Annotated in this window: 21 protein-coding genes; 13 read left to right on the top strand and 8 right to left on the bottom strand. The window is 72.0% G+C overall.

What is annotated here, in order from left to right:
* The coding region (locus tag ABZ016_RS21260) for an ATP-binding cassette domain-containing protein (protein ID WP_356918197.1) at positions 1–335 on the bottom strand (335 nt) is incomplete at its 3' end.
* 159 nt (positions 336–494) lie between these two features.
* Between ABZ016_RS21260 and ABZ016_RS21255 the strand changes: the two genes are divergently transcribed.
* The 3 genes from ABZ016_RS21255 to ABZ016_RS21245 all read left to right on the top strand — a co-directional run bounded on the left by ABZ016_RS21255 (position 495) and on the right by ABZ016_RS21245 (position 3,824).
* A complete protein-coding gene (locus tag ABZ016_RS21255; RefSeq protein WP_356918196.1) occupies positions 495–1,046 on the top strand; it encodes a SigE family RNA polymerase sigma factor in 552 nt (183 codons plus the stop codon).
* The gene (locus ABZ016_RS21250; protein WP_356918195.1) at positions 1,043–2,404 is read left to right on the top strand and encodes a PQQ-binding-like beta-propeller repeat protein; all 1,362 of its coding nucleotides are present in this window, start codon (positions 1,043–1,045) and stop codon (positions 2,402–2,404) included. Before ABZ016_RS21255 ends, ABZ016_RS21250 begins: the two co-directional genes overlap by 4 nt.
* A 238-nt stretch (positions 2,405–2,642) precedes the next feature.
* Positions 2,643–3,824, top strand: coding sequence for a type III polyketide synthase (locus ABZ016_RS21245; protein WP_356918194.1), 1,182 nt, complete (start codon positions 2,643–2,645; stop codon positions 3,822–3,824).
* Positions 3,825–3,899: 75 nt separating this feature from the next.
* Here the strand turns inward: ABZ016_RS21245 and ABZ016_RS21240 are convergent, their stop codons facing one another.
* The 3 genes from ABZ016_RS21240 to ABZ016_RS21230 all read right to left on the bottom strand — a co-directional run bounded on the left by ABZ016_RS21240 (position 3,900) and on the right by ABZ016_RS21230 (position 9,223).
* Complete coding sequence (locus ABZ016_RS21240) at positions 3,900–6,077, bottom strand: SpoIIE family protein phosphatase (RefSeq protein WP_356918193.1); 2,178 nt, start codon at positions 6,075–6,077, stop codon at positions 3,900–3,902.
* Positions 6,078–6,884: 807 nt separating this feature from the next.
* Positions 6,885–7,265 carry a hypothetical protein gene (locus ABZ016_RS21235; protein ID WP_356918192.1) on the bottom strand — a complete coding sequence of 127 codons (381 nt, stop codon included), beginning with the start codon at positions 7,263–7,265 and terminating at the stop codon, positions 6,885–6,887.
* Positions 7,262–9,223 carry a CocE/NonD family hydrolase gene (locus ABZ016_RS21230; protein ID WP_356918191.1) on the bottom strand — a complete coding sequence of 654 codons (1,962 nt, stop codon included), beginning with the start codon at positions 9,221–9,223 and terminating at the stop codon, positions 7,262–7,264. The genes ABZ016_RS21235 and ABZ016_RS21230 overlap by 4 nt, the downstream gene beginning before the upstream one ends.
* Positions 9,224–9,451: 228 nt before the next feature.
* On the opposite strand from ABZ016_RS21230, the gene ABZ016_RS21225 reads away from it, so the two are divergent.
* Positions 9,452–11,026: an AbgT family transporter gene (locus tag ABZ016_RS21225; RefSeq protein WP_356918190.1), complete on the top strand. Its 1,575-nt coding sequence runs from the start codon at positions 9,452–9,454 to the stop codon at positions 11,024–11,026.
* Positions 11,027–11,047: 21 nt separating this feature from the next.
* Positions 11,048–12,139 carry a DUF5937 family protein gene (locus ABZ016_RS21220; RefSeq protein WP_356918189.1) on the top strand — a complete coding sequence of 364 codons (1,092 nt, stop codon included), beginning with the start codon at positions 11,048–11,050 and terminating at the stop codon, positions 12,137–12,139.
* Between the two features lie 20 nt (positions 12,140–12,159).
* Here the strand turns inward: ABZ016_RS21220 and ABZ016_RS21215 are convergent, their stop codons facing one another.
* Both ABZ016_RS21215 and ABZ016_RS21210 read right to left on the bottom strand, forming a co-directional pair.
* The gene (locus ABZ016_RS21215; protein WP_356918188.1) at positions 12,160–12,534 is read right to left on the bottom strand and encodes an amphi-Trp domain-containing protein; all 375 of its coding nucleotides are present in this window, start codon (positions 12,532–12,534) and stop codon (positions 12,160–12,162) included.
* Between the two features lie 86 nt (positions 12,535–12,620).
* A complete protein-coding gene (locus ABZ016_RS21210; protein ID WP_356918204.1) occupies positions 12,621–13,337 on the bottom strand; it encodes a TetR/AcrR family transcriptional regulator in 717 nt (238 codons plus the stop codon).
* A 127-nt stretch (positions 13,338–13,464) separates the two neighbouring features.
* Here ABZ016_RS21210 and ABZ016_RS21205 point away from each other — a divergent pair, with 127 nt between their 5' ends.
* The 6 genes from ABZ016_RS21205 (at position 13,465) to ABZ016_RS21180 (ending at position 17,997) form a co-directional block, all read left to right on the top strand.
* Positions 13,465–15,162 (top strand): CocE/NonD family hydrolase, encoded by a 1,698-nt coding sequence (locus tag ABZ016_RS21205; RefSeq protein WP_356918187.1) that lies wholly within the window; start codon positions 13,465–13,467, stop codon positions 15,160–15,162.
* Between the two features lie 143 nt (positions 15,163–15,305).
* Positions 15,306–15,824, top strand: coding sequence for a hypothetical protein (locus ABZ016_RS21200; protein ID WP_356918186.1), 519 nt, complete (start codon positions 15,306–15,308; stop codon positions 15,822–15,824).
* Positions 15,825–15,944: 120 nt separating this feature from the next.
* Entirely contained in the window at positions 15,945–16,145 is a 201-nt protein-coding gene (locus ABZ016_RS21195) for a hypothetical protein (protein ID WP_356918185.1), read from the top strand.
* A gap of 162 nt (positions 16,146–16,307) precedes the next feature.
* Complete coding sequence (locus tag ABZ016_RS21190; protein ID WP_356918184.1) at positions 16,308–16,973, top strand: DUF308 domain-containing protein; 666 nt, start codon at positions 16,308–16,310, stop codon at positions 16,971–16,973.
* 126 nt (positions 16,974–17,099) lie between these two features.
* Positions 17,100–17,543 (top strand): SHOCT domain-containing protein, encoded by a 444-nt coding sequence (locus ABZ016_RS21185; RefSeq protein ID WP_356918183.1) that lies wholly within the window; start codon positions 17,100–17,102, stop codon positions 17,541–17,543.
* Positions 17,544–17,577: 34 nt separating this feature from the next.
* On the top strand, positions 17,578–17,997 hold the full coding sequence (locus tag ABZ016_RS21180; RefSeq protein ID WP_356918182.1) for a hypothetical protein: 420 nt from the start codon (positions 17,578–17,580) through the stop codon (positions 17,995–17,997).
* A gap of 45 nt (positions 17,998–18,042) precedes the next feature.
* On the opposite strand, the gene ABZ016_RS21175 is transcribed toward ABZ016_RS21180, so the two are convergent.
* On the bottom strand, positions 18,043–18,639 hold the full coding sequence (locus tag ABZ016_RS21175) for a hypothetical protein (protein ID WP_356918181.1): 597 nt from the start codon (positions 18,637–18,639) through the stop codon (positions 18,043–18,045).
* Between the two features lie 133 nt (positions 18,640–18,772).
* On the opposite strand from ABZ016_RS21175, the gene ABZ016_RS21170 reads away from it, so the two are divergent.
* A complete protein-coding gene (locus ABZ016_RS21170; protein ID WP_356918180.1) occupies positions 18,773–19,471 on the top strand; it encodes a Crp/Fnr family transcriptional regulator in 699 nt (232 codons plus the stop codon).
* A 38-nt stretch (positions 19,472–19,509) separates the two neighbouring features.
* On the opposite strand, the gene ABZ016_RS21165 is transcribed toward ABZ016_RS21170, so the two are convergent.
* Positions 19,510–20,046 (bottom strand): Pycsar system effector family protein, encoded by a 537-nt coding sequence (locus ABZ016_RS21165; RefSeq protein WP_356918179.1) that lies wholly within the window; start codon positions 20,044–20,046, stop codon positions 19,510–19,512.
* A gap of 328 nt (positions 20,047–20,374) precedes the next feature.
* Between ABZ016_RS21165 and ABZ016_RS21160 the strand changes: the two genes are divergently transcribed.
* Positions 20,375–21,121, top strand: a complete 747-nt coding sequence (locus ABZ016_RS21160) for a hypothetical protein (protein WP_356918178.1) — start codon at positions 20,375–20,377, stop codon at positions 21,119–21,121.
* The last annotated feature ends 6 nt before the right edge of the window (positions 21,122–21,127 follow it).

The raw sequence follows: 21,127 nt of genomic DNA, 5'->3' as shown, positions 1-21,127 counted from the left end.
AGGTGGTGCAGGTCCGCCATGAGGAGCATGTTCTCCTCGCCGGTGATCAGGCCGTCGACGGCGGAGAACTGTCCGGTGACGCCGATCGCGGCGCGTACGGCGTGCGGGGCGGTGGCGAGGTCGTGGCCGCCGACCCGGAGGTCCCCGGCGTCGGCGGTGATGAGCGTGGAGAGGATCTTCACTGCGGTGGTCTTGCCGGCGCCGTTCGGGCCGAGGAGGGAGAAGATCGTGCCCGTGGGCACGTGCAGGTCGATGCCGTCGAGGACCTGCTTGTCCCCGAAGGACTTCCGCAGCCCCGTGACCGCGATGGCGGATGCGTGGGTCGTTGTCGTCATGCCCCGGAGTCTGCGGTGCGCCGCGCTCAACGGCCTTTCAGCCCGGTTTCACCGACCGCAGCCGAGGGACGGCGGGTGAAACGGGCTCCACATTTTCGCTCGCTGAGGGATAGCCGCGGGTGGCTCGTCGCGTCGTGGTCGTTCGAGAAGGGGAGGGTCATGAAGGGCTCGAATCACGACGAGTTCCGGGAGTTCGTAGCGATGCGCTCCACCGCGCTGCTGCGGCTCGCGGTGCTGCTCACCGGAGGGGACCGGCATGCCGCGGAGGATCTGCTGCAGATCGCGTTGATGAAGGCGTACGGACGCTGGGCGCACATCGAGCAACACGAGGCCTATGTCCGCAAGGTCATGTACCGCCAGCAGGTCAACCGCTGGCGGCTGCGCAGGCACCGGGCCGAGACGACGGTGCCCGTGCTGCCCGACTCCGGCACGGACGCCGACGCCGGGGCGGAGTCCGAGTTGCGGATCGCGGTGTGGGCGGCGCTCGGCCGGCTGACGAAACGCCAGCGGGCCGTGGTCGTACTGCGCTACGTCGAGGACCTGCCGGAGGCCGAGGTCGCGGCCCTGCTGGGCTGCCCGGTCGGCACGGTGCGCAGTACGGCGCACCGGTCGCTCGCCAAGCTCCGCGCGCTCGTACCGGAGCTCGGGCCCGAAGGGCCCGCGGAACAGGTCCAGTCGGTCGGCTACGCGCCGAAGGAGGTCCGGGGATGACGACGGAGCGGGTGGAACGGAAGATCCGGGAGACGCTGGACGCGGTCGCCCTGGACGGGGTGCGGGCGCCCGGCGACCTGGTCGAGAAGGTGCTGCGGCGGCGCAGTCGGCGCCGTTTCTCGCAGGCCGCGGGGGCGGCGGTCGCCGTTGCCGCGATCAGCGTGGGCGCGGTGGTCGGTGTCGGGGGCGGTGGTGCGGGCGAGCACGACCGGCCGGTGCGGCCGGCGGCGTCGCCGGCGACTGCGCCGGAGGGCTGGAAGCCGTGGCAGAGCGGTGTCCCGGGCGGCACCGAGCGGGGCTGTCTGGTGGACGGTTCCGCGCTGTACTGCGCCGGGTCCAAGTACGACGTCGCGAAGTTCGACGCCAAGACCGGCGAGCGGCTGTGGACGGTCGGGGTCAATCGTGAAGGCGACGGGTTCGACCATCCGTTCGCCGCGCGCGACGGGGTGGTCTACGCCTACCGCAACCACACCACGGAGAACCTGCCCGACGGGGACTACTACGGCGGTACGGACCTGATGGCGGTGGACGCCGACAGCGGGGATGTGCTGTGGACGGTCGAGATGCCGCAGGACGACCGCACCGACCAGGCCGCCATGCTCATCGACGGCGCGGTGCTGGCGAACACCCCGACGGTTCGCACGATGTCGGCCCTCGATCCGCGGACCGGCAAGGAGAAGTGGCACCACACCTGGGACAAGGGCATCGTGTGCCAACGGGCGGTGCTGAGCGGTGCGCCCTATCTCCTGTGCACGCCGGACACCGAGAAGCCGGGCGACACGGACGTCTTCCGCCTCGACCCCGCCACCGGCAGCGCCAGGAAGGTCACGACCGTCCCGGGCAGGGCGGAGCTCGTCGGGACCTCGCAGGGGCGGATGGTCCTGATGGCGGCGAAGGAAGCGGGCGGCAAGGACCTGGAGCTGATGACCGTCAGCGGCTCCGGGCAGCGGACCTCGCACCCCTATCGGCCCCAGGGTGCGGTGGCCGCGTCGGAGGTCGCCGGTGACCGTCTGATCTCCGTGTCCCGGCAGGGGAAGGCCTCGGCCTACTCGCTGACCACGGGGAAGACCCTGTGGACCCGCCCGGTGGGCGTCAAGGTGCCCGGCGAGAACACGATGCGGGGCATGGCGTCTCCCGCCGTGTCGGAGGGGCAGGGGGTCGTGTACTTCTTCAGCCCGACCGGAGACCTGTCAGGACTCGATCTGCGTACGGGTGAGCAGGTCTGGCGCGGTCACGTCGACACCGGCAAGCCGAAGCCCGGGTTCGGGGGCCCGCCCCAACTCATGCTCTATGAGGACGTGTTGGTCGCACGGGACGGTGGCAGGATCTTCTCCCTCCTGCCGCGGATCGGCGACTGAGCCGAACCGACCTGCGTCGATCAGCGCAAAGGCCCCGGACCGAACAAGGTCCGGGGCCTTTGGAGTGTGTGGCGAGTCACGCCCCGAAACGAGATTCAAGTTGCTCAGGTCACAGCGGAAATGTCCATTTGATGGCCATGCTCGGACCGGGCGTTGCCGCCCGAAGTGGGGCATACCGGCATCAACTTGACGCGCCCCCTCCCTTCTTCCCTCTGCTCCCCGTAGAAAGGTGCCCATCGTGGCCGCTTACCTGTGCCCTCCTGCCGTGATACACGGCGAGCACACCGTGCAGACCAGCCAGATCGTCGCGGAAGTGCGCGAGCGGCACCCGCACGCGGCGTGGGCGCCGCGGATCGACGGCATCGCGGCCAGTACCGGCATCGAGAACCGCGGGTGGATGCTGCCGCTGGAGACCGCCGTCGCGCCCGGCACCGGGAGCGGCCTGGCCGCCGGCGTCGGGCCGGCCCGGGAGGCGCTGGCCCGGGACGGGTTCTCCGAGCGGGACGTGGACCGCGTGATCGCCGCGCTCGAGGCGATACCGGTGCCGCAGACCGTCCAGGAACGCACCGCCCCGGCCTGGGAGGCCGTGCGGTCCTACGGGGAGCGTGCGGCGCGCGGGGCCCTGCAGATCGCCGGGCTGGACGCGGCGGACGTCGACTGCCTGATCACCAGCAACTCCACGACCCCGGCACTGCCGGGGCTGGACGTCGCCCTGGCCGACAGACTCCCGCTGCGCCAGGACGTGATGCTGCTGCCGGCCACGCAGTGGGCCTGCATCGCCGGGACCCGCTCCCTGGCACTGGCGGCGGATCTCGTGGCCGCGGACCCCGACCGGGTGGTCCTGGTCGTGATCGCGGAGGCGCTGAGTACGACGTATCAGCCCGCGGACGACACTCTGGAATCGTTGATCGTCCGGTTGCTGTTCGCGGACACGGCGGTCGCCGCGGTGGTCACGGGCCGCCCGAGGCCCGAGTCGGTGCTGCGGCTGGACTCCGCCTGGCACCACACCCTGCCCGGCACCCAGGACCTGCACCGCCTGGAGACCCGGGCGGACGGCACCCACTTCGTGATGGACCGGCGCGGGCCGCGGGCCGTGCAGGAGACGGTGACCGCCATGTGGGAGTGGTTGCGCGCCCGGTACCAGGACGATCCCGGCTCCTGGCACCCCGACGTGCTGCTCGCGCATCCCGGCGGGACCCGGGTGCTGGAGTACATGGAGCAGACGATGCCCGGCGGGTGGCCGTCGGGGCTGCTGGACCACAGCAGGGACAGCTACACCAGCGGCAACCGGGGAGGCGCCGCCGTGTTCGACATCCTGCGCAGGGCGCACGACGCCGGGCTGGAGCCGGGCAGTCGTGCCGTCCTGTACGCGGCGGCCCCGGGGCTCACGGCCACCGCCCTGGAAGGGCAGTGGCTGTAGCCCGTAGCAGCGGCCGGGCCGCCCGGCGCGGCCTCACGGTCGCGCCCTTCACGGCCGCGTCACCTCACGGCCGCGTCACCTCGCGACCGCCGCCCAGACCACCTTGCCGGTGTCCGTCCACCGCACCCCCCACCGGGTGGTGAGTCTGTGCACGACGTGCAGACCACGGCCACCGTCGTCGAGGAGCTCTCCCCGGCCCAGCCGTGGCCTGCCGGTGCCGGTGTCGCCCACCTCGCACAGCAGCCCGTTACCGGTCCTGATCAGCCGTACCGTGAGGGGCCCGGTGGCGAAGCGGACCGCGTTGGCGACCAGCTCGTCGACCACCAGCAGCACACTGTCCCGGGTGACGTCCCTGGTGCGCCACTGCCGCAGCAGCGCGGAGACCAGCGTGCGGGCCCGGGCGGCGGCGTCGTCGCGGGCGGGCAGGCGCCAGGTCGCGGTGTCCCCCTTGCGGTAGCCGATCATGCGCGCGAGCAGCAGGGTCACGTCGTCGCGGCGGCGTCCGGGCGCCAGCTCGGACACCACGTGCCGGGCGGCCTGCTGCAGGGCGTCCCAGGGGTGCACGGTGGCCACGGCGTCCGTCAGCCTGCCGATGCCCTCGTCGATCGATACGGCGGGGTCCTCCACCAGGCCGTCGGTGTAGAGGGCGAGCAGTGAACCCGGTGGTGCGGCGAACGCGTGCACGCCGAACGGCTCCCGCAACGCGAACTCGGCGCCCAGGCCGGGGTGGGGACCGACGGCGACCGGGCCGGCCGGTCCGTCCGGGGGCACCAGGACCGGTGGGAGGTGGCCGGCGCTGGAGAGCGCGACGCGGTGGCTGACCGGGTCGTAGACGGCGATGCAGCAGGTCGACCCGAGGGCGCTGTAGCCGGCCGCCAGCCCGGACTCCGCGTCGTCCAGGAGCGACACGGTCTCGTCCAGGTGCTCCAGCACCTCGTCGGGCGCCAGCCCGGCGGAGAGCAGTGCCCGGGCCTCCATGCTCAGCTGCCCCATGGTCGCCGCGGCCCCCAGGCCGTGCCCGACGACGTCACCGACCACCAGCGCGGTACGGCCGTCCGGCAGCGGGAAGCTGTTCACCCAGTCACCGCCGACGCCCGCGCTGTCGGGGGTCGCCGGCTGGTAGACGCTGGCGGTCTCGATGGTGTCGCCGCTGGTCCGCGGGAGGAGACGGCGCTGCAGGGCCAGCACCTGCGTGTGCTCGCGCTGGTGCCGGCGGGCCAGGTCGACGTGGTGGGAGGTCCTGGCCACCAGTTCCTGGAGGTCCAGCAGTTCGCCGTCGCCGAAGGGGCGGTCCGCCCGCCGCCAGATCTCCGCCAGGCCCAGCACGACGGGCGGCGTGCCGTCCAGGATCAGCGGTATGCACGCCACGCCCGCCGCCCGGTCGCTGGGCACCAGCGCGCGTACCAGGCGCGGACTGCCGAGGACCCGCTCGATCGCCGCCCGGTCGGGTATGACGAGGGCCTGTGCGGCATCGTCACGGCGTATCGCTTGCGACAGCAGGCGGCTCGCGTCGCGGGGAAGGTCCTCACCCGGAGTCGCGTAGCCCTCGGGCCACACCCGGTCCGGCACCAGGGCCGCCCGTCGCAGCCGGATGCGTCCCTGCGGCCGCTCGGCGACCCCCTCACCCGTCCAGACGGCGAAGTCGAGGTCGACGGCGGCCACGTCTCCCCAGGCCAGCAGGGACTCCGCGAGCGACTGGGCGGTCTCGCCGATGTCCAGGGAGGTGCCGATCGCGGTCTCGGCGGCGTACAGGTGCAGCCTCCTGGCCATGGCGATCAGGGAGACGGTCAGGCCCTCCTGGGGTGCCGCGGCCGCCAGGATGCTCATCGAGACCACCAGCTCCGACCCGTCGGCGCGGCGCAGGCGCTGGACGCGGGCGACGTGCGGCTCACCGGTGTCGAGGACCTGCCGCAACCGCCGGGTGACCGTCGGTACGTCCCCGGACGGCAGGAGATCGACGAAAGGGCTGCCGATCACGGCGTCCAGCCCCGCGAAAACGGGGGCGTCCAGGTTGCAGCCGGTGATTTTCAGGTCCTGGTCCAAATTGACCGCGCCGAGGATCTGCTCCTGAGGACCCGGGGCCGGGGTCGGAGGTACACGGGGGCGGGCGGGGCGGGCGGGCCGCGCGTCGGTGGAATCGGTGGCGGCTGCCGCTCCGCTGCGGCGCGGGATGTACCGCCCCAAGGCGCTGCTGACCGTGTCGAACGGTGACGAGGACGAAGGGGAAGGGGAGGGTGAGGATGTGGAGTCCATGCGGCTCTCTCAAGCTCGCTCGCCAACCCCGGCGCAGTGCCGGGGCCGTATCAGAACCCGTGCGACAGGAACCCGGCGCTCTTGACCGGACAATTCATTCAATAACACCCGGGGCTGCTTCGCCTACAGCAGTGGATCGAGCGTCGGGCACGACCAGCGATGAATCGTTACTCAGGCTCGTCATGATCTCCCCCGGAATGAACCGCCCTACCCCTCTTCGGTGGGCCGGTCAACCGAATTCGAGGCGTACAGCCGATGTTCGGTCAAGTCGTTGCCGGATCTTGTCCGGGCGCGTTCGAACATGTGAGGCTCTTGATCGCCAAACCGGAGGGCGTGTCGACCGCACGCGTTTGTCACCCCTCGGGAGAACACATCGGTTCGAGGGGGACGGATTGAACTTTCCGCAGCAGTGCCTTGATCGATCCCGTACGACCTCTCGAAGCCGAGGTGATCACCGATGACCGTCCGACTCGCCAGTCGAGCCCTGTGCGCGGGTGCGGCCCTGGTCGCCGCCCTGTCCGTCTCAGGAGGATCGGCGGCAGCCACCACCAGTGGTGCAACGGCATCTCCCGTCAAGTGGTCCGCGACGCACGGATCCGCCACCGCGGCCGGTACGCGATGGACCGAGCCGAGTGACAGCGGATCACCCTTCTCAGCCCTCGTGATCGAGGGAGAGCTGCGCAACAGCGGATCCGAGTGCTACTCGGTCTGGGTGCAGTGGATGCACGACCTTGTCCCGGCGCCCTACAAGAGACTGACAACGCAGTGCGGCGCCGGTTCAGTGCCGGTGAACATCCGGCTGGGTTCCTACCTGCCGACGACGACCGGCGAGCTGAAGGTGTGCCGCGGAACCCAGGACACCAAGGACTGCGGGGAGGCGGTGTCCCTCACCTCCTGGCCGATCACCGGCACGTCCCGGACCGCGGGCTGACCGACGGCGTACGTCGTGAGGACGGCCGCGAACCAGTCCGGGATCTCGCCGGCAGGCAGGTCCTCCCCTTCGAACGACTGCGTGACCGCCAACCGAAGGGCGGGACCGAGCACGGAGCGCACCCTGAGGCTGAACTCCTCGACCGGGCAGGTTGTTCGGAGGTCGAAGACGCACAGGACCGGGGGCACGTCTTCCGGTGACGGCGTGTGCGACAGCCGGTCGCGCTCCTGCTCGATGTCTTCGGTCTCGTGGATCATTTCCGCATCTTCCTGGTGGGCTCCGTGTCGTCCGGCCGTTCCAGCGCGGACGCTCCCCCCTCCAGCCACACCCGCAGATGGGAGGGACGCCCCGCGTCCATGTGGACCGTGTTCGTCGCCGTCCGGGTGCGGCGGGCCGTTGCCTCGGGTTCGCCTGTGTTGGTGTTGACGTCGAAGCGGGGGAAGTTGCTGGAGGAGATGTCCAGGCGGATGCGGTGGCCGGTGGCGAAGAGGTTGGCCGTGTCGGGGGCCGTCACCTCGATCTCGTAGATCCTGCCGGGGGTGAGCGGCTCCGGGTGCTCCCAGGAGCGGTGGAAGCGGCAGCGGACGATGCCGTCCGTGAGGTTCATGGCGAAGCCGTGGGGATAGTCGGCGTTGGGCGGGTGGACGTCGATGAGCTTGATGGTGAAGTCGGTGTCGGGGGCCGACGTGGAGATGTGGAGCCGGGCCGAGACCGGGCCGGCCAGGACCACGTCCCGTTCCAGGGGTGGGGTGCTCAGGCTGATCACGTCCGGGCGGGAGTCCAGGGGGAGGTAGGGCTCGCGGGCTCCGTGGACCCGGGCGTCCGGGGCGTTCTGGTCGTACGCTCCGCCCGTCATCACCGGTTCGCCCGAGGTGACCTGGCCGCCCATGGTGGGGACCGGGTGGCGGGGGTCGAAGTCGTAGGTGACCGATGCGACGGGGGCGGTGGGCGGGGTGGTGGACAGGGCGCCGTCGGTGGTCAGGTACAGGTTCACCGGGGACGTCGCCCCCGGGGGCCACTGCGTGTCCGTGCGCCAGGTGCCGCCGTGGCGCATCCGGCCCGCCGCGTCCCTGCGTCCGTCGCCTCCGCCCATGAGGAAGTACTGGACCGCCGGGAGGTCTTCTCCGGCCGCGTCTTCCCGGCCCAGCGCCCTGTCGAACCAGCGGCGGCGGAACTCCAGGTACGAGGGTGCCAGGTTGCCGTCGAGGGTCGAGCGGGGGCCGAAGTCCACGTCCCCGGAGTGGGTCTCGCACCGGTGGCCGTGTGTCCAGGGCCCCATGACCAGGTAGGAGGGGGCCGACTTCAGCTTCCGCAGGGCGGTGAAGTTCTCGATCGTGGAGCGGACGTAGGGGTCGTACCAGCTGCCCATGTGCAGGCTCGGCGCGTCCGGGAAGCGGTCGTAGAAACCCCGGCCGTAGATCGCCGGGGTGCGGTAGTAGTCGCCGAACGTGTCCTGGCGCCACTGTTCCAGCAGGTAGTCCTCGTACGCGGGGAGGTGGCGCAGCGGGGTGCAGCCGGGGCGCCAGGGGAGGGCCGCGAACCAGCCCGCCACGTCCACCCGCAGCAACGCCTCCGACAGCACCGGGTCCGACGCCGCCTCCGGGCTGCGCAGCGCCTGCCGCAGGGCCCAGGTCACCTGCTTCAGCTCGAAGGCGCCGCCCATGCGCAACCCCGCGTCGTACGCCGAGGAGAAGCCGCCCGAGTCCTGGAACATGGCCGCGAGGCCCGAGGTGCCCTCGGCGGCCGCGGCGGCCTGGCAGTGCGCCGAGTAGGACACGCCCGTCATCACGACCCGGCCGTCGCACCACGGCTGTTCCCTGATCCAGGCGATCGTGTCCGCACCGTCCGGGCCCTCGCCGAGGTACTTCACGAAGGTGCCCTCGGAGTCGCCCCGGCCCCGGCAGTCCTGTCGTACGACGTGGTAGCCGGCGTCGGTGAAGTGGCGGGCGATGTCCTCCGGCCTCGGGAGCGGCGCGTCGGCGCGGTCCTGGTCCGAGCCTCGCTGGGCGCGCCGGCCGTAGGGGGTGCGCTCGAGGAGCACCGGGAGCGCGGTCGTCTCCGGCGCGGGCGAGGCCGAGTACAGGTCGGCGGCGAGGGTGACGCCGTCCCGCATCGGGACGTGGAGCGTGCGGCGCCACAGGGCGCCGTCCTGGAGGGACTCCGGTCGGCCGGTACCGGTGGGGGCGGTGGTGTGGGGTGTGTCGTACGAGGTCACGCTCGTGACGCTAGGCAGTCGCCCGGGGCAGGGGCGATCACTTGACGTCATGAGGTCAACTGTGGCGCCGGACGGTGACGCGAGCGGACGCGGGTCCTACTGTGCAGCGCAAGCAGGACTTCCCGTCCTGATTTCTCCCTTTCCTCCCCCTCCCCCTTCCCCTCCCTCCTTCCCTTTCCTCCCTTGCCGCCTCCCTTTCCGTCTCCTCCCTTGCCTCAGGAGCCCGCCATGAGCACACCCGTCCACCGCACCCAGGAGGTGCGGGCCCCCGAGCCCGGCGAGGAAGGGCGGGGCTCCCGGCTCCTCGACCTGGTCGAGCGTGCGGGAAACGCGCTGCCTCATCCGTTCTGGCTGTTCTGGATCCTGGGCGGGGTCGTCGCCCTGGTCAGCTGGGTGCTGAACGTGTCCGGGCTTCGGGTCGAGGATCCGTCCTCGGGTGATCTGGTGGGCGTGCGCAGCGCCCTGTCGGCGAACGCCGTGCGGGACCTGGTCACCGGCGCCGAGGAGTCGTTCGTGACCTTCGGCCCGCTCGGCATCGTGCTGATGGTGATGCTCGGTGTGGCGGTCGCCGAGCGTTCGGGGCTCTTCGAGGCACTGGCCCGCCGGACGCTGTCGGGCCTGTCCCCGCGGTCGGTGGTGCTGGGGGTGGCTCTGGGCGGCGTACTGGGGAAGTTCCTGTCGGACTCCGCGTACGTGGTCCTCATACCGCTGGGGGCGGTGGCGTTCCGGGCCGTGGGGCGCTCCCCCATGCTCGGGATGATCGTCGCGTTCGTCTCCATCAACGCCGCGGGCGACGCCAACCCGCTGATCGCGCCCGGTGACGCGCTGTTCGCGTCCGTGGCCACGGAGTCCGCGCAGCTCGTCGACAAGGACGTGGTGGTCCGCGCGACGGACAACATGTACTTCACCACCGTCTCGGCGTTCGTGCTGGCCGGCACCATCGCCCTGGTCGTGGACAAGATCCTCGCCAGGCGCGAGCACCGGCTGGTCCCCGACGCGGATCTGGAGGAGGCGGCGGCGCGGCAGGTGGTCGCGGCCGGGGTCGACGACGCCACCGAACTGCGTGCCCTGAAGCTGACCGGAGTGGCCGTGCTCGGCTACGCCGGGCTGATCGTGCTGGCGATGGTGCCCGGCTCATCGCCGCTGCGCGGCGAGGGGGGCGCCATCGTGGAGTCCACCTTCATGGACGCCATCGCCGTCTTCCTCACCGTCTTCTTCCTGCTCATCGGCACCGTGTACGGGCGGCTCACCGGGCGGATCAGCGGCAGCCGCGCGATACCGGAGTTCATGGCCGACGGGGTCCGTTCCATCGCCCCGCTGCTGGTGCTCTTCTTCGCCGTGTCCCAGTTCCTCGCCCTGTTCAAGTGGACCAACATCTCCACGGTCGTCGCGGTCGAGGGCGCGGACTTCCTGAAGCGGCTGGGCGCGCCCACGCTGCTGCTGTTCACGCTGCTGATCGTCGTGGTCGGGCTGATGAACCTGCTCATCACCTCCGGCTCCGCCCTGTGGACCCTGGTCGCCCCGGCGCTGGTGCCGATGCTGATGCTGCTCGGCACGCAGCCGGCCACCACCATGGCGCTCTACCGGATCGCCGACTCCTGCACGAACTCCATCACCCCGATGAGCACCTCGTTCATGCTCTGCGTCGGCTATCTGCAGACCCTGCGCCGCAAGGCCGGCATCGGCACCCTGGTCTCCTTCACCCTGCCGGTCGCCATGATCATGCTGGCGGTGTGGGTACTGCTGTTCTTCGCCTGGTACCTGGTGGGCCTCCCGCTCGGCCCGGGGGCGCCGGTGCGGTGAGGCCCGCCGTACGGTGACAGCGTGAGCATCGTCCTCGACCTCGGAGGGCTCGGCCCGGCGGATCTCGTGGCCGGGCCCTGCGCACTGTCGGAACTGATGGCGAGCCTGCATGTGCTCGCCGAACCGGAGCACCACCCGGAGGCCACCGGCTGGGCGGCCCGCGCGGCCGCGGCGGACCCGGATCTGGGTGACGAGCTCCTCTTCTTCGCCCCGCTCTGGGCCCGCTTCCGCTGCCGTCTGTTCTTTCCCCGGGCGGTGCCGCTCGCGGCGGGCCTGGACGAGGAGCTGGCGGCGGTCGCGGCGCTGCCGGCCGAGGAGTTCCTGGAGCTGGTGGCGCCCGGGGTCCTCGGCACCACCGCGATGTCCGTGCCGCCGGCCCGCGAACTGCGCCCCGGCAGCGCCGCCGCGGAGGAGTACGCGCGCCGCTGTCTGCGCCGCTCCTACGCCCGCGGTGAGCTGGCGCGGCAGCTGGTGGCGGCACCGCTGGAGCTGCGGGACCGGCTGCTGGCGGTGCTGCGGGCCGCCGACACGGCGTTCTTCGCCGAGGACTGGCGGGCGCTGCGGCCGGTCCTGGAGGACCACGCTCGGGAGGTACGCCGCCGGCTCGCGACCCGGTCGCCCGCGGACGTTCTCGCCGAGCTGCTGCCGACGGCGGCCCGGGTCGGTCCGGGGGAACGGGTACGGCTGGACAAGCTGCAGATCGACGAGGTGAAGGTCGCTCCGCGGCCGCTCGTGCTCGTGCCGTCCGCCCGGGTGTGGCCGCATCTCACGGTCAAGCACGAGCACCCCTCGTGCGTGGCGGTGCAGTACCCGGTGCCGGCCGCGGCCCCGGGCGGGCAGCTGACCGTGCGGGATCTGCAGGACCGGCTGATGGCACTGACCTCGCCCGCCCGGATGGAGCTGTGCCGCCATCTGCTGGGCGAGCCGATCACCACCTCCGAGCTCGCCGCCCGGCTCGGCTCCAGCGAGCCGCAGGTCTCGCGCGCCCTCAGGACCCTACGGGAGGCGGGCCTGGTGCGGTCGGCGCGGGACGGCAAGCTGGTGCGCCACCGGCTGGCCACGGATGTCATCCGGCGGCTGGGCCATGACGTTCTCGCGACCGTGGCCCGGTGAGGCTGCGCCGCCGTCGCCGATCAGGTCTTGGAGGTCCGCTTTCCGGTTGTGCTCCTGCTGGTGGTCGTGCGGCTCCGGGCGGGCTTGGCGGGCTGACTCTTGGGCTGGCTCTTGCGCCGGGTGGGCTTCTCCGTGTCCGGGGCCGTCCGTGATGGTGCTGTCCGGGTCGGTGTGGTCGGCCACTTGAACTCGATCTCGAGCTCGATCTCCCCCTCACCGATCTCGACCTCGATCTCGCTGCGCAGGTCGTCCGGGATCCGCAGACTCAGCGTTCCGGGAGCGAGTTCCAGCTCGGCGTCCTCCCCTTCCCGCAGCGCGGCGGCGAGTGCCGTGAGCTGGTCAGCCGCCTCGAGGCGGGTCAGCGAGCGCTTCTGCTCGAATTTGAGATCCGCCATGAGTGTCTCCGATGCACCGGAAGAGAGCCGAATGGCCTGATGACTACCATTTTGGCGACACGTGCGGAATGGGACACCTCGTGCGGTCAGTCGGTGCCGAGGCCGTCGATCAGGCGGTTGAGGAAACGGCTGAAGGTGGCTTCTGGGGTGAGGGGGCGGGCGGGGGCCGCGAGGGCCTCGGCCAGTTCCGGATGGCGGCCGTCCGCGGCGACCGTCGCGAGGTAGCGGGCTTCGGCCGCGACCCGGTCGGGGGACCGGACGGCCGCCGCCTGCATGAGCTCGTGGGCGACGTGCCCGGCGACGAACGCGGTGAGCTGGGCGAAGACCTCCAGCTTCGCCGCCCCGTCCAGGCCCGTGGGCCGCAGGGCGGCGAGGGCGTGCTCCAGGAACGCGAGGGTGTTGGGGCCGAGGCTGCGGCGGGTGGAGAGGGCGGCGGGCAGCCAGGGGTGTCGGAGCATGAGGTCGCGCTGGTGGTGGGCGACGGCCTTCAGGTCGGTGCGCCAGTCGCCGGTGAGAGCGGCCGACGCCGGCAGTTCGCCGCTGACATGGTCGACCATCAGCTCCAGCAGCGTCTCCTTGTCGGAGGCGTAGCTGTAGAGCGACATGACCGCCACCCCGACCTCCGCGGCCACCCTTCGCATCGTGACCGCGTCGAGCCCTTCGGCGTCCGCCAGGGCCACCGCCGCGGCCGTGATCGCCTCGCGGCTGAAGGCGGGCCTGCGGCCTCTGCGGGGCTGACCAGGGCTCAGCCACAGCTGTTCGGGGTCGACGCCTGTGGTGCCGGATCCGCCGTCACGCGTCACGGGCTCTGTGCTCCTTCCGCCGGTCACCGGGGCCCGTTCGCCGCGGGCCGCTGTGGAGGTCATCCAAGCATCCTCCCGTCACACCCCTCATTCCCGTACACTGTACGGAAAAACGAGGAGGGGAACCATGACAGCGCACACCCACGACGCCATGGCGAGGCCGGCCTGGACACCGTCGGCCCGGAAGCCACCGCTGTCCTCACGGATGCTGAGGGCGATCTGGCGCGGTCTCCCGGCCAAGCGGTACGAGGTCGGGTGGGAGCCGGGGCTGGTGGTGCCGGCCGGTGACGGCAGCCCGCTGGTCACCGACCACTACTTCCCCCGCGCGGACGGCGACTTCCCGACCCTGCTGGTGCGCTCGCCCTACGGCAGGGGTCTGCCCTGGTCCCCCCAGTACGGCATGCTCTTCGCCGAGCAGGGCTTCCACGTGATCCTGCAGAGCTGCCGCGGCACCGGCGGCTCCGGCGGCGCGTTCCACTACTGGCGCAACGAGGCCGCGGACGGCCTCGCCACGGTGTCCTGGCTGCGCGACCAGCCCTGGTTCGACGGCACCCTCGGGACGGTCGGCCCCAGCTACCTGGGATACGTGCAGTGGGCGCTCGCCCTCGACCCGCCGCCGGAACTGAAGGCGATGGTGGTGCAGGTGGGCCTGCACGACCCGCACGCCCTGTTCCACGCGGACCGTGCCCTCCGGCTGGAGAACGCCCTCCTCGTCGGCGTGGGTGTGGCGCACCAGCACCGGGGGATCGCGCCCTTCGCCAAGGCGACGCTGCGTCTTCAGCGCCGTATGCGCGACATCGTCGGCGCGCGGCCGCTGCGCGGGGCGTACGCGTCCGCCCTCGGGGAGGTGCCGTGGCTGGACGACATGATGACCCACGCCGACGCCGGCGACCCGTACTGGGACGGCGCTTCCCTGGCACGGGCGGCCGAGGGACTGAGCGTCCCCACGAGTCTGATCACCGGGTGGCACGACGCCCTGGTCGACCAGACCTTCGAGCAGTACGCCCGGCTGCGCCGGACCGGGGGCGAGGCCGCCCTGCTCGTCGGCCCCTGGACCCACACCTCCGCGGTGCAGCAGGGCTGGCCGGAGGTCTTCGCCGAGAGCCTCGCCTGGCTGCGCGCGCAGCTGTGCGGCGACCGCTCCGGCCTGCGTCCCACCCGTGTGCGCGTGCACGTCGGCGGCGAGGACGCCTGGCGGGACCTCGACGACTGGCCCCAGTCCCCCGCCACCGCCCCGTGGTTCGCCACACCGGACGGGCACCTGACCCGGAGCGCCCCCGCAGCTCCCGCTGACTCCGCGTCGGTGCCGTCCCCGCCCCTGGCGTCCTTCCGCTACGATCCGGCCGACCCGACGCCCTCCCTCGGCGGCGCCCTGCTCTCCCGCACGGCCGGTCCCCGCGACAACAGCGACCTGGAGGCCCGGGAGGACGTCCTGACGTTCACCGGCCCGCCGCTGACCGAACCCGTGGAGATCCTCGGCCCGGTCTCCGCGCGGCTGTCCGTCTCCACGGACACCGGGTACGCCGACGTCTTCACCCGCCTGTGCGACGTGGACGAGCGAGGCCGCTCCACCAACGTCTGCGACGGGCTGGCCCAGCTGGAGACCGTGGGGGAGGCGCCCTCGGAGGTCACGGTTCCCATGAGCTCCACCGCCCACCGCTTCCCGGCCGGGCACCGCATCCGCTGGCAGATCAGCGGCGGTGCCCATCCGCGCTACGCCCGCAACCCCGGCACCGGGGAGTCCCCCCTGGACGCCGTCGGCCTCGAACCGACCCGCATCACGCTCCACAGCGGCTGCGCGCTGCTGCTCCCCCACGACGGGTGAGGCGGAAACGCCGGGCTTCGGATGCCGTGGACACGTGACACGCCGGCGTGCGCCGATTGTCCTGGGTACGACCCGGTTCTGACGGTCCTGGACACTCCGTCATGAACAGGCCTGCAGCGGGGCGCCGACCGGAGGAGGCACTGGTGCGCAGGACCGAACCCGCCGAGGCCTCGGCCGCCCGTGCCGAAAGCCGGGCCCATGTGAACTACACGGGCGGTGTCTACGGTTCCCTGCTCGCCGCCTCCGTGGTGATCGGCGCCGGCACACTGGGCGACTTCCCGCGTGCCGAGTTGGTGGCGCTGCTGCTGCTCACCGGCGTGGTGTTCTGGGTCGCGCACGTGCACGCCCAGTTGTTCGGGGCGCGGCTGGCCGAGCAGAGGCCGGACCGCCGGACCGTGCTGCACGTGTGCCGCGACGAGTGGCCGATCGTCAAGGCCGCCGTCCCGCCGGCCGTCGCCGTGGCGGTCAGTCCGCTGCTGGGCCTGGACGTGCAGGGCGCCGGCTGGCTGGCCGTCTCCGTGGCGGTGGCCGGGCAGGTCGGCTGGTCCGTGGCGGCGGCGCGGCGGGCCGGGGCGTCGTGGAGGCTCGTGTACGGGACGGCCTCGGTCAATCTGGTCCTCGGGTTGCTGATCATCGGGTTCAAGCCGGCGCTCAAACAGTGAGGATCACCGGCCACCAGGTCACCTCCGCCGGGTGAAGTCCGCACCGGCCTCGGGGCCGACGATCGGGAGTAGGCAGCTTCGGTCGCCTCTCCCCTACGGCCACCCGCGGGAGAACAGCTCATGCGCTACGAGATCCGCGTTGAGGGACACATGTCGGAAACGCTGACGAAGGCGTTCCCCGAGCTGGGTCACGTGACGATGTCCGGCCAGACCGTCCTGTACGGCCCCGTCGTCGACGAGGCGCACCTGTACGGGCTGCTGGCCCGCTTCCAGTCGCTGGGCCTGCGCGTCGTGGAGATGCGGCAGCTGCCGGAGCGCTGACACGGGGCGGTGCGGTGCGGGTATCACCCGTCGTGGGTGACCCGGCCGGCGCGCGGACACCGGACGCTGAGCTTGTCAGGTTCCCGCACACCGCCCGTCGGCGGTCCGGGAACGGCCGGCTCGAACGCGAGACGACCGCGCGACGAACCGCGAGGAGGCGCCATGACCTCGTCGTCCGGCCCCGCACCGCGTACGGGCCCCGAAGCCGGGCCCGACGAGACGGGGTTCCCTCCCGCGGGCGACCCCGCGGACCTGCTGGCGCGCCTGGGCCGTTCCTGGACCTGGATCATGGGCTCGGCCGTCGCCACCCTGATACCCGGCATCTTGATGCTGGTCTGGCCGGACGCGACCCTGCACGTCCTGGCGGTCCTCCTCGGCCTGTACCTGCTGGTCACCGGCGGGTTCCGGTTCGTGGCCGTGTTCGCCCGGGAGGAGCACGGCGAGCGGCTCCCGGAACTGCTGCTGGCGGTGCTGTACATCCTGGCCGGGGTGCTGTGCCTGCGGCACCCGTTGCAGACCATCGCCGCGCTGTCGTTGATCGTCGGCGTCGTCTGGCTCGTGTCCGGCGTCCTCACCCTCTACACGGCCGTCGTCGCCAGGGACCTGCCGCATCGCGGCATCCTCCTGGGCGTCGCGGTGATCGGGATCGTCGCGGGGATCGTGGTCCTCGCCCTGCCCACCGAGTCGGCCCGGGTCCTGACCCGGCTGCTCGGCCTGTGGCTGGTCCTGCTGGGCCTGGCGGAGGCGGCGGTCGCCCTCGCGTGGCGGGCCGCACTGCACCGGGCGGGCATCGGGGGCGGGCGGCAGGGGCCCGCCGACACGGCCTGACACACACGACGTCCTGGCCGCACGCAGGCTCACCCCTGGGGGGTGAGGCCGACGGGCAGTTGCCGTGGGCACGCTGAGAGTCGGCGCGGCGACGCCGCCGCCGAGCGCTCGGAACGGAGGACGGACATGAGCGCACAGACCTACCTGGCGTACGACTTCCCCCTGTTGAGCGCCTTCTGGACCATGCTCTGGTTCTTCCTGTGGATCATGTGGTTCGTCCTGCTCTTCCGCGTCGTCCTGGACATCTTCCGCGACGACGACCTCGGCGGCTGGGCGAAGGCCGGCTGGCTGGTGTTCTGCATCGTGCTGCCCTTCCTGGGCGTGTTCGTCTACGTGATCGCCCGCGGCAGGAACATGGGCCGCCGGGAGGTCGCGCAGGCACGTGCGCAGCAGGAGGAGTTCAACTCCTACATCAGGGAGACCGCGGCCGGCGGCCGGACCAGCAGCGTCGACGAACTCTCCAGGCTGTCCGAGATCCGCGCCCGCGGTGACATGACGGACGAGGAGTTCCGCCGGGCGAAGGAACTCGTCCTGACCGGCCACGGCCAGGCCCCCTCCTCCGGTCACTGAGCGACCATCCGGACGACACGAAACGAGGTGCGCGATGACCGCGACTCACACTCGGCCGGCTCACACGGCCAAACGGGAATGGGCGACCGGCATGACCGTGTTCGGCGCCGTGATGCTCTTCCTGGTCGGCCTGCTCGACATCTTCAGGGGCATCATGGGGATCGCCGAGGACGACGTCTTCGTCACCACGCCCAACTACGTGTTCGCGTACGACCTGACCGGCTGGGGCTGGATCCACCTCATCATCGGCGCGGTCGCCGTGATCGTCAGCCTCGGGCTCTTCCAGGCGGCGACGTGGGCACGGGTCCTCGGCGTGGGCATCGCCGCCCTCGTCATCATCACCAACTTCCTCTCCCTGCCGCAGTACCCGGTCTGGTCGGTCGTGATGATCGCGATCTCGGGCTTCATCATCTGGGCCCTGTGCACGGTGCGGCGGGACAGCCTCGCCCGGTGAGCGTGCGGCGCGGTCGGTGAACGGCCGGCCGGCGGACGGTACGAATCAGCCCCGTATCGCCAGGTGGTACGCCGTCCCCCACAGCACCGTCGCGCTGCCCAAGCCGACCACCGCCCGTACGGTCTCGCTCGCGAAACCGGCCGCGGCGAGGGCGAGGCCGATGACCGCGACGGCGGTCAGGAGCGTGGCCGTCCACCGGTACTGCCACTGGTCGTAGAGGCGGGCGAGGGGGAAGAAGTGCAGGCCCACGACGAGGGCGATGGCCGCGGGTACGACGGTGGGCCGGCCCGAGGCGTTGGACGCGGCGATGACCGCGAGGATCGCCACGAGTTCGACGGTGTTGACGATGCCCACGCCTCGGGCCCAGTTCTCCGGGAGGCTCACCGTGCGGGGCGAGGGAGCGGCGTCCTTGCGGTAGCCGAGGTGGATCGCCACCGCCGTGAGCACGACGGCCGTCACCTCGATGCCCAGCGGAGCGGCGTCCGTCGCCGAGCCGGTCCCGGAGGCCGCCGCGACCGCCCACACGAGGGCGAACACCGAGAGCACGACGGTGCCCCGGCGTCGCAGGGCACGGGTGAGGGCGAGGCACTCGGCGTCCGTGGCGGAGGGCGGCGGTGGTGTGGTGCCGGGTATGGACGTCACTCGCGGAGGGTATCCCGGAGGTCTCTCCCGCTGGGGAGACTTCCCGACTACCCGTCAGTACCGCGCCCCCGGGTCCGGACAACGGGCAGGATTCAAGGGACTCGTGGTTCGCCGTCGGCCGGGGGAGGCCGCCATGCCGTACAGCTCCGTGGAGTGGCCCGCGCGCAGTCTGCTCGGTGTCGTGGCGCCCGAGGCGCGGCGGGAGTTGCTCGAGCTGGGGGTCCCGGCGCGGTTCGAGGCGGGGAAGGTGCTGCTGAGCGAGGGCGCCCGCACGCGGCACATGCTGGTGCTGCTGTCCGGCTTCGCCAAGGTGACGGCACGCGTGGAGAACGGGGAGGAGTCCCTGCTCGCGGTCCGGGTGGGCGGGGACAGTGTCGGTGAGATGGCCGCCCTGGACGGGTCGCCGCGCTCGGCGACGGTGACGGCGTGCGGCCTGCTGTCCGCGATGGTCGTGCAGCCTGCCGCCCTGCACACCCTGCTGGCCCGCCGCCCGGAGGTGCACCTGGCGCTGACCAGGATCCTCGCCGACCGGCTGCGCTGGGCCAACCGGCGGCGGCTGGACTTCAAGGGCTATCCGGCGAAGGTGCGGCTGGCCCGGCTGCTGGTGGAGCTCGCCACCCGGTACGGGCGCCCGGTCGAGGACGGCACCGTGCTGGGCTGCCGGCTGACCCAGCCCGAACTGGCCGCGCTCACCGGCGCGGCCGAGACGACGATCCACAAGGGGCTGCGCGAACTGCGCCGGGAGGGCCTGCTGGAGACGGGGTACGGGTCGACCCTCATCCGCGAGCTCGACCGGCTCAGGGAGATCGGGGACCTCGCGCCCGAGGACTGATCACCGGCGGACTCCCGCTCGTTCCCCCGGTGCGCGTGTCACGCCAGCACCGGCCGCAGCACCACCAGCAGCCCCGCGCTCACCCCCATGAGCGCCGTGCACACCACCGCCGCCGTCACGCACCGGTACTTGCGCACCGCCACCTGGGACAGGAACCGGATCGTCTGGGACAGTTCGCCGCGCTCCCGGTCCGGGTCGCCGCCGTCGTCGCCGTCGCCGGCGTTCCGGGCGGGCAGTATGTCGGGGCCCGAGGCGAGGTGGACGAAGCTGTAGCGGTTGGCCCCGGTGGGTCTGAGGACCCGGGGGCGCAGGGTGGCCGCCAGGAAGCCCGCGCCGCCGAACATGGCGCAGAGGAACAGGCCGAGCAGCAGCCCGGCGACCACGCCGCCGGGGCCGCCGCCCGAGGCCGCGCGCAGTGCCGGGGCGCTCCAGTAGCCGGCCGTGCCGACGAGCGCGGCCTGGGCCGCGGCGAGAATCCCGGCCTTGGTGTCGGCGTGCTGGTGGGTGGTCTGCAGCGCGGTGAACATGAACTGCGCGGGACGGCTGTCGGGGCGGGCGCCGGTGGACGACGGCATGCTGCTCCTTCTGGGGCCGTGGGCTGTCCGGGTCTCCAGTACGCCCCGAAACCGGCCACGGAACCTGGGATTTCTGCGGGATTCAGGGCGTCGCTCCGTCACGTTCCGCCCCAACTGGACGAACTCGTCCGTAACTTGCGGCTACCGCTGTATGTTTCCGCACCTTTCCGCATCCCGTATTTCGACGGGGTTCGCGGCGGACGGCGCATGTAGGACTGGCCTACCGGCGTCCGCGTGTGGGGGGAGCGGACGCCGGTGTCTGCCGGAGTGCGCGCCCCCGGCCCAGATCCCGGGGTGCGGCTCCACTTCAGTGAGCGGGGAGTCAGGCATGGGAACGTTCGGTCGCAGACTGCTGCTGGCGGTCGACGCGAAGGGATACGGCGGCGTCGACGTGGTGACGCAGCGCGAGTGGCAGGAGGCGATCCGGCGGCTCCTTGAAGAGGCGGCCGGTGTGGCCGGGCTCGACTGGGAGCAGTGGGCGACGCAGGTCGGCGGGGACTCGGTGTTCGCGGTGCTGCCGCAGGGGGCGTCCGAGCCAGGCCTCGTCGACCCGTTCATGCGGCAGCTGGAGGCCGGTCTGCGCACCTTCAATCGCAACCGGCGCGACGAGGCCTGGCTGCGGCTGCGGGCCGCCGTGCACTTCGGCACCGCCTCGCCGGCGGCCAACGGCTTCGAGGGCCGCGCCCCGGTCGAGATCGGCCGGCTGCTGGACAGCCGGGTGCTCAAGGCGGCGCTGGCGGCGGCGCCGGACGCGCCGCTCGCGCTCGCGGTCTCCGCGACCGTCTTCAACGACGTGATCGGCGAGGCGTACACGACGATCAGGCCGCAGGAGTTCCGTGAGGTGCGCGTCGCGGAGAAGGAGTACGCCGGGCGGGCGTGGATCCGGGTGCCGGGGTACGACGTGAAGGCCCTGGACCTCGGGGACACCGACGCCGGCGCGGGAGGGGGCGCAGGGGGCGCGACAGCTGTCGACGCGCGCCCCTCAGGCGCCCCAACTGCTCCCGGTGACACGGTAGTTCAGGTGATCAACGGAACCGTGCATGCGCAGGGTGCCGTCTTCGGGATCTCCAAGTGACCTGAG

It is taken from the genome of Streptomyces sp. NPDC006372, from assembly GCF_040612515.1.
Taxonomy (GTDB): domain Bacteria; phylum Actinomycetota; class Actinomycetes; order Streptomycetales; family Streptomycetaceae; genus Streptomyces.
This window is presented reverse-complemented; position numbering and strand designations above follow the sequence as displayed.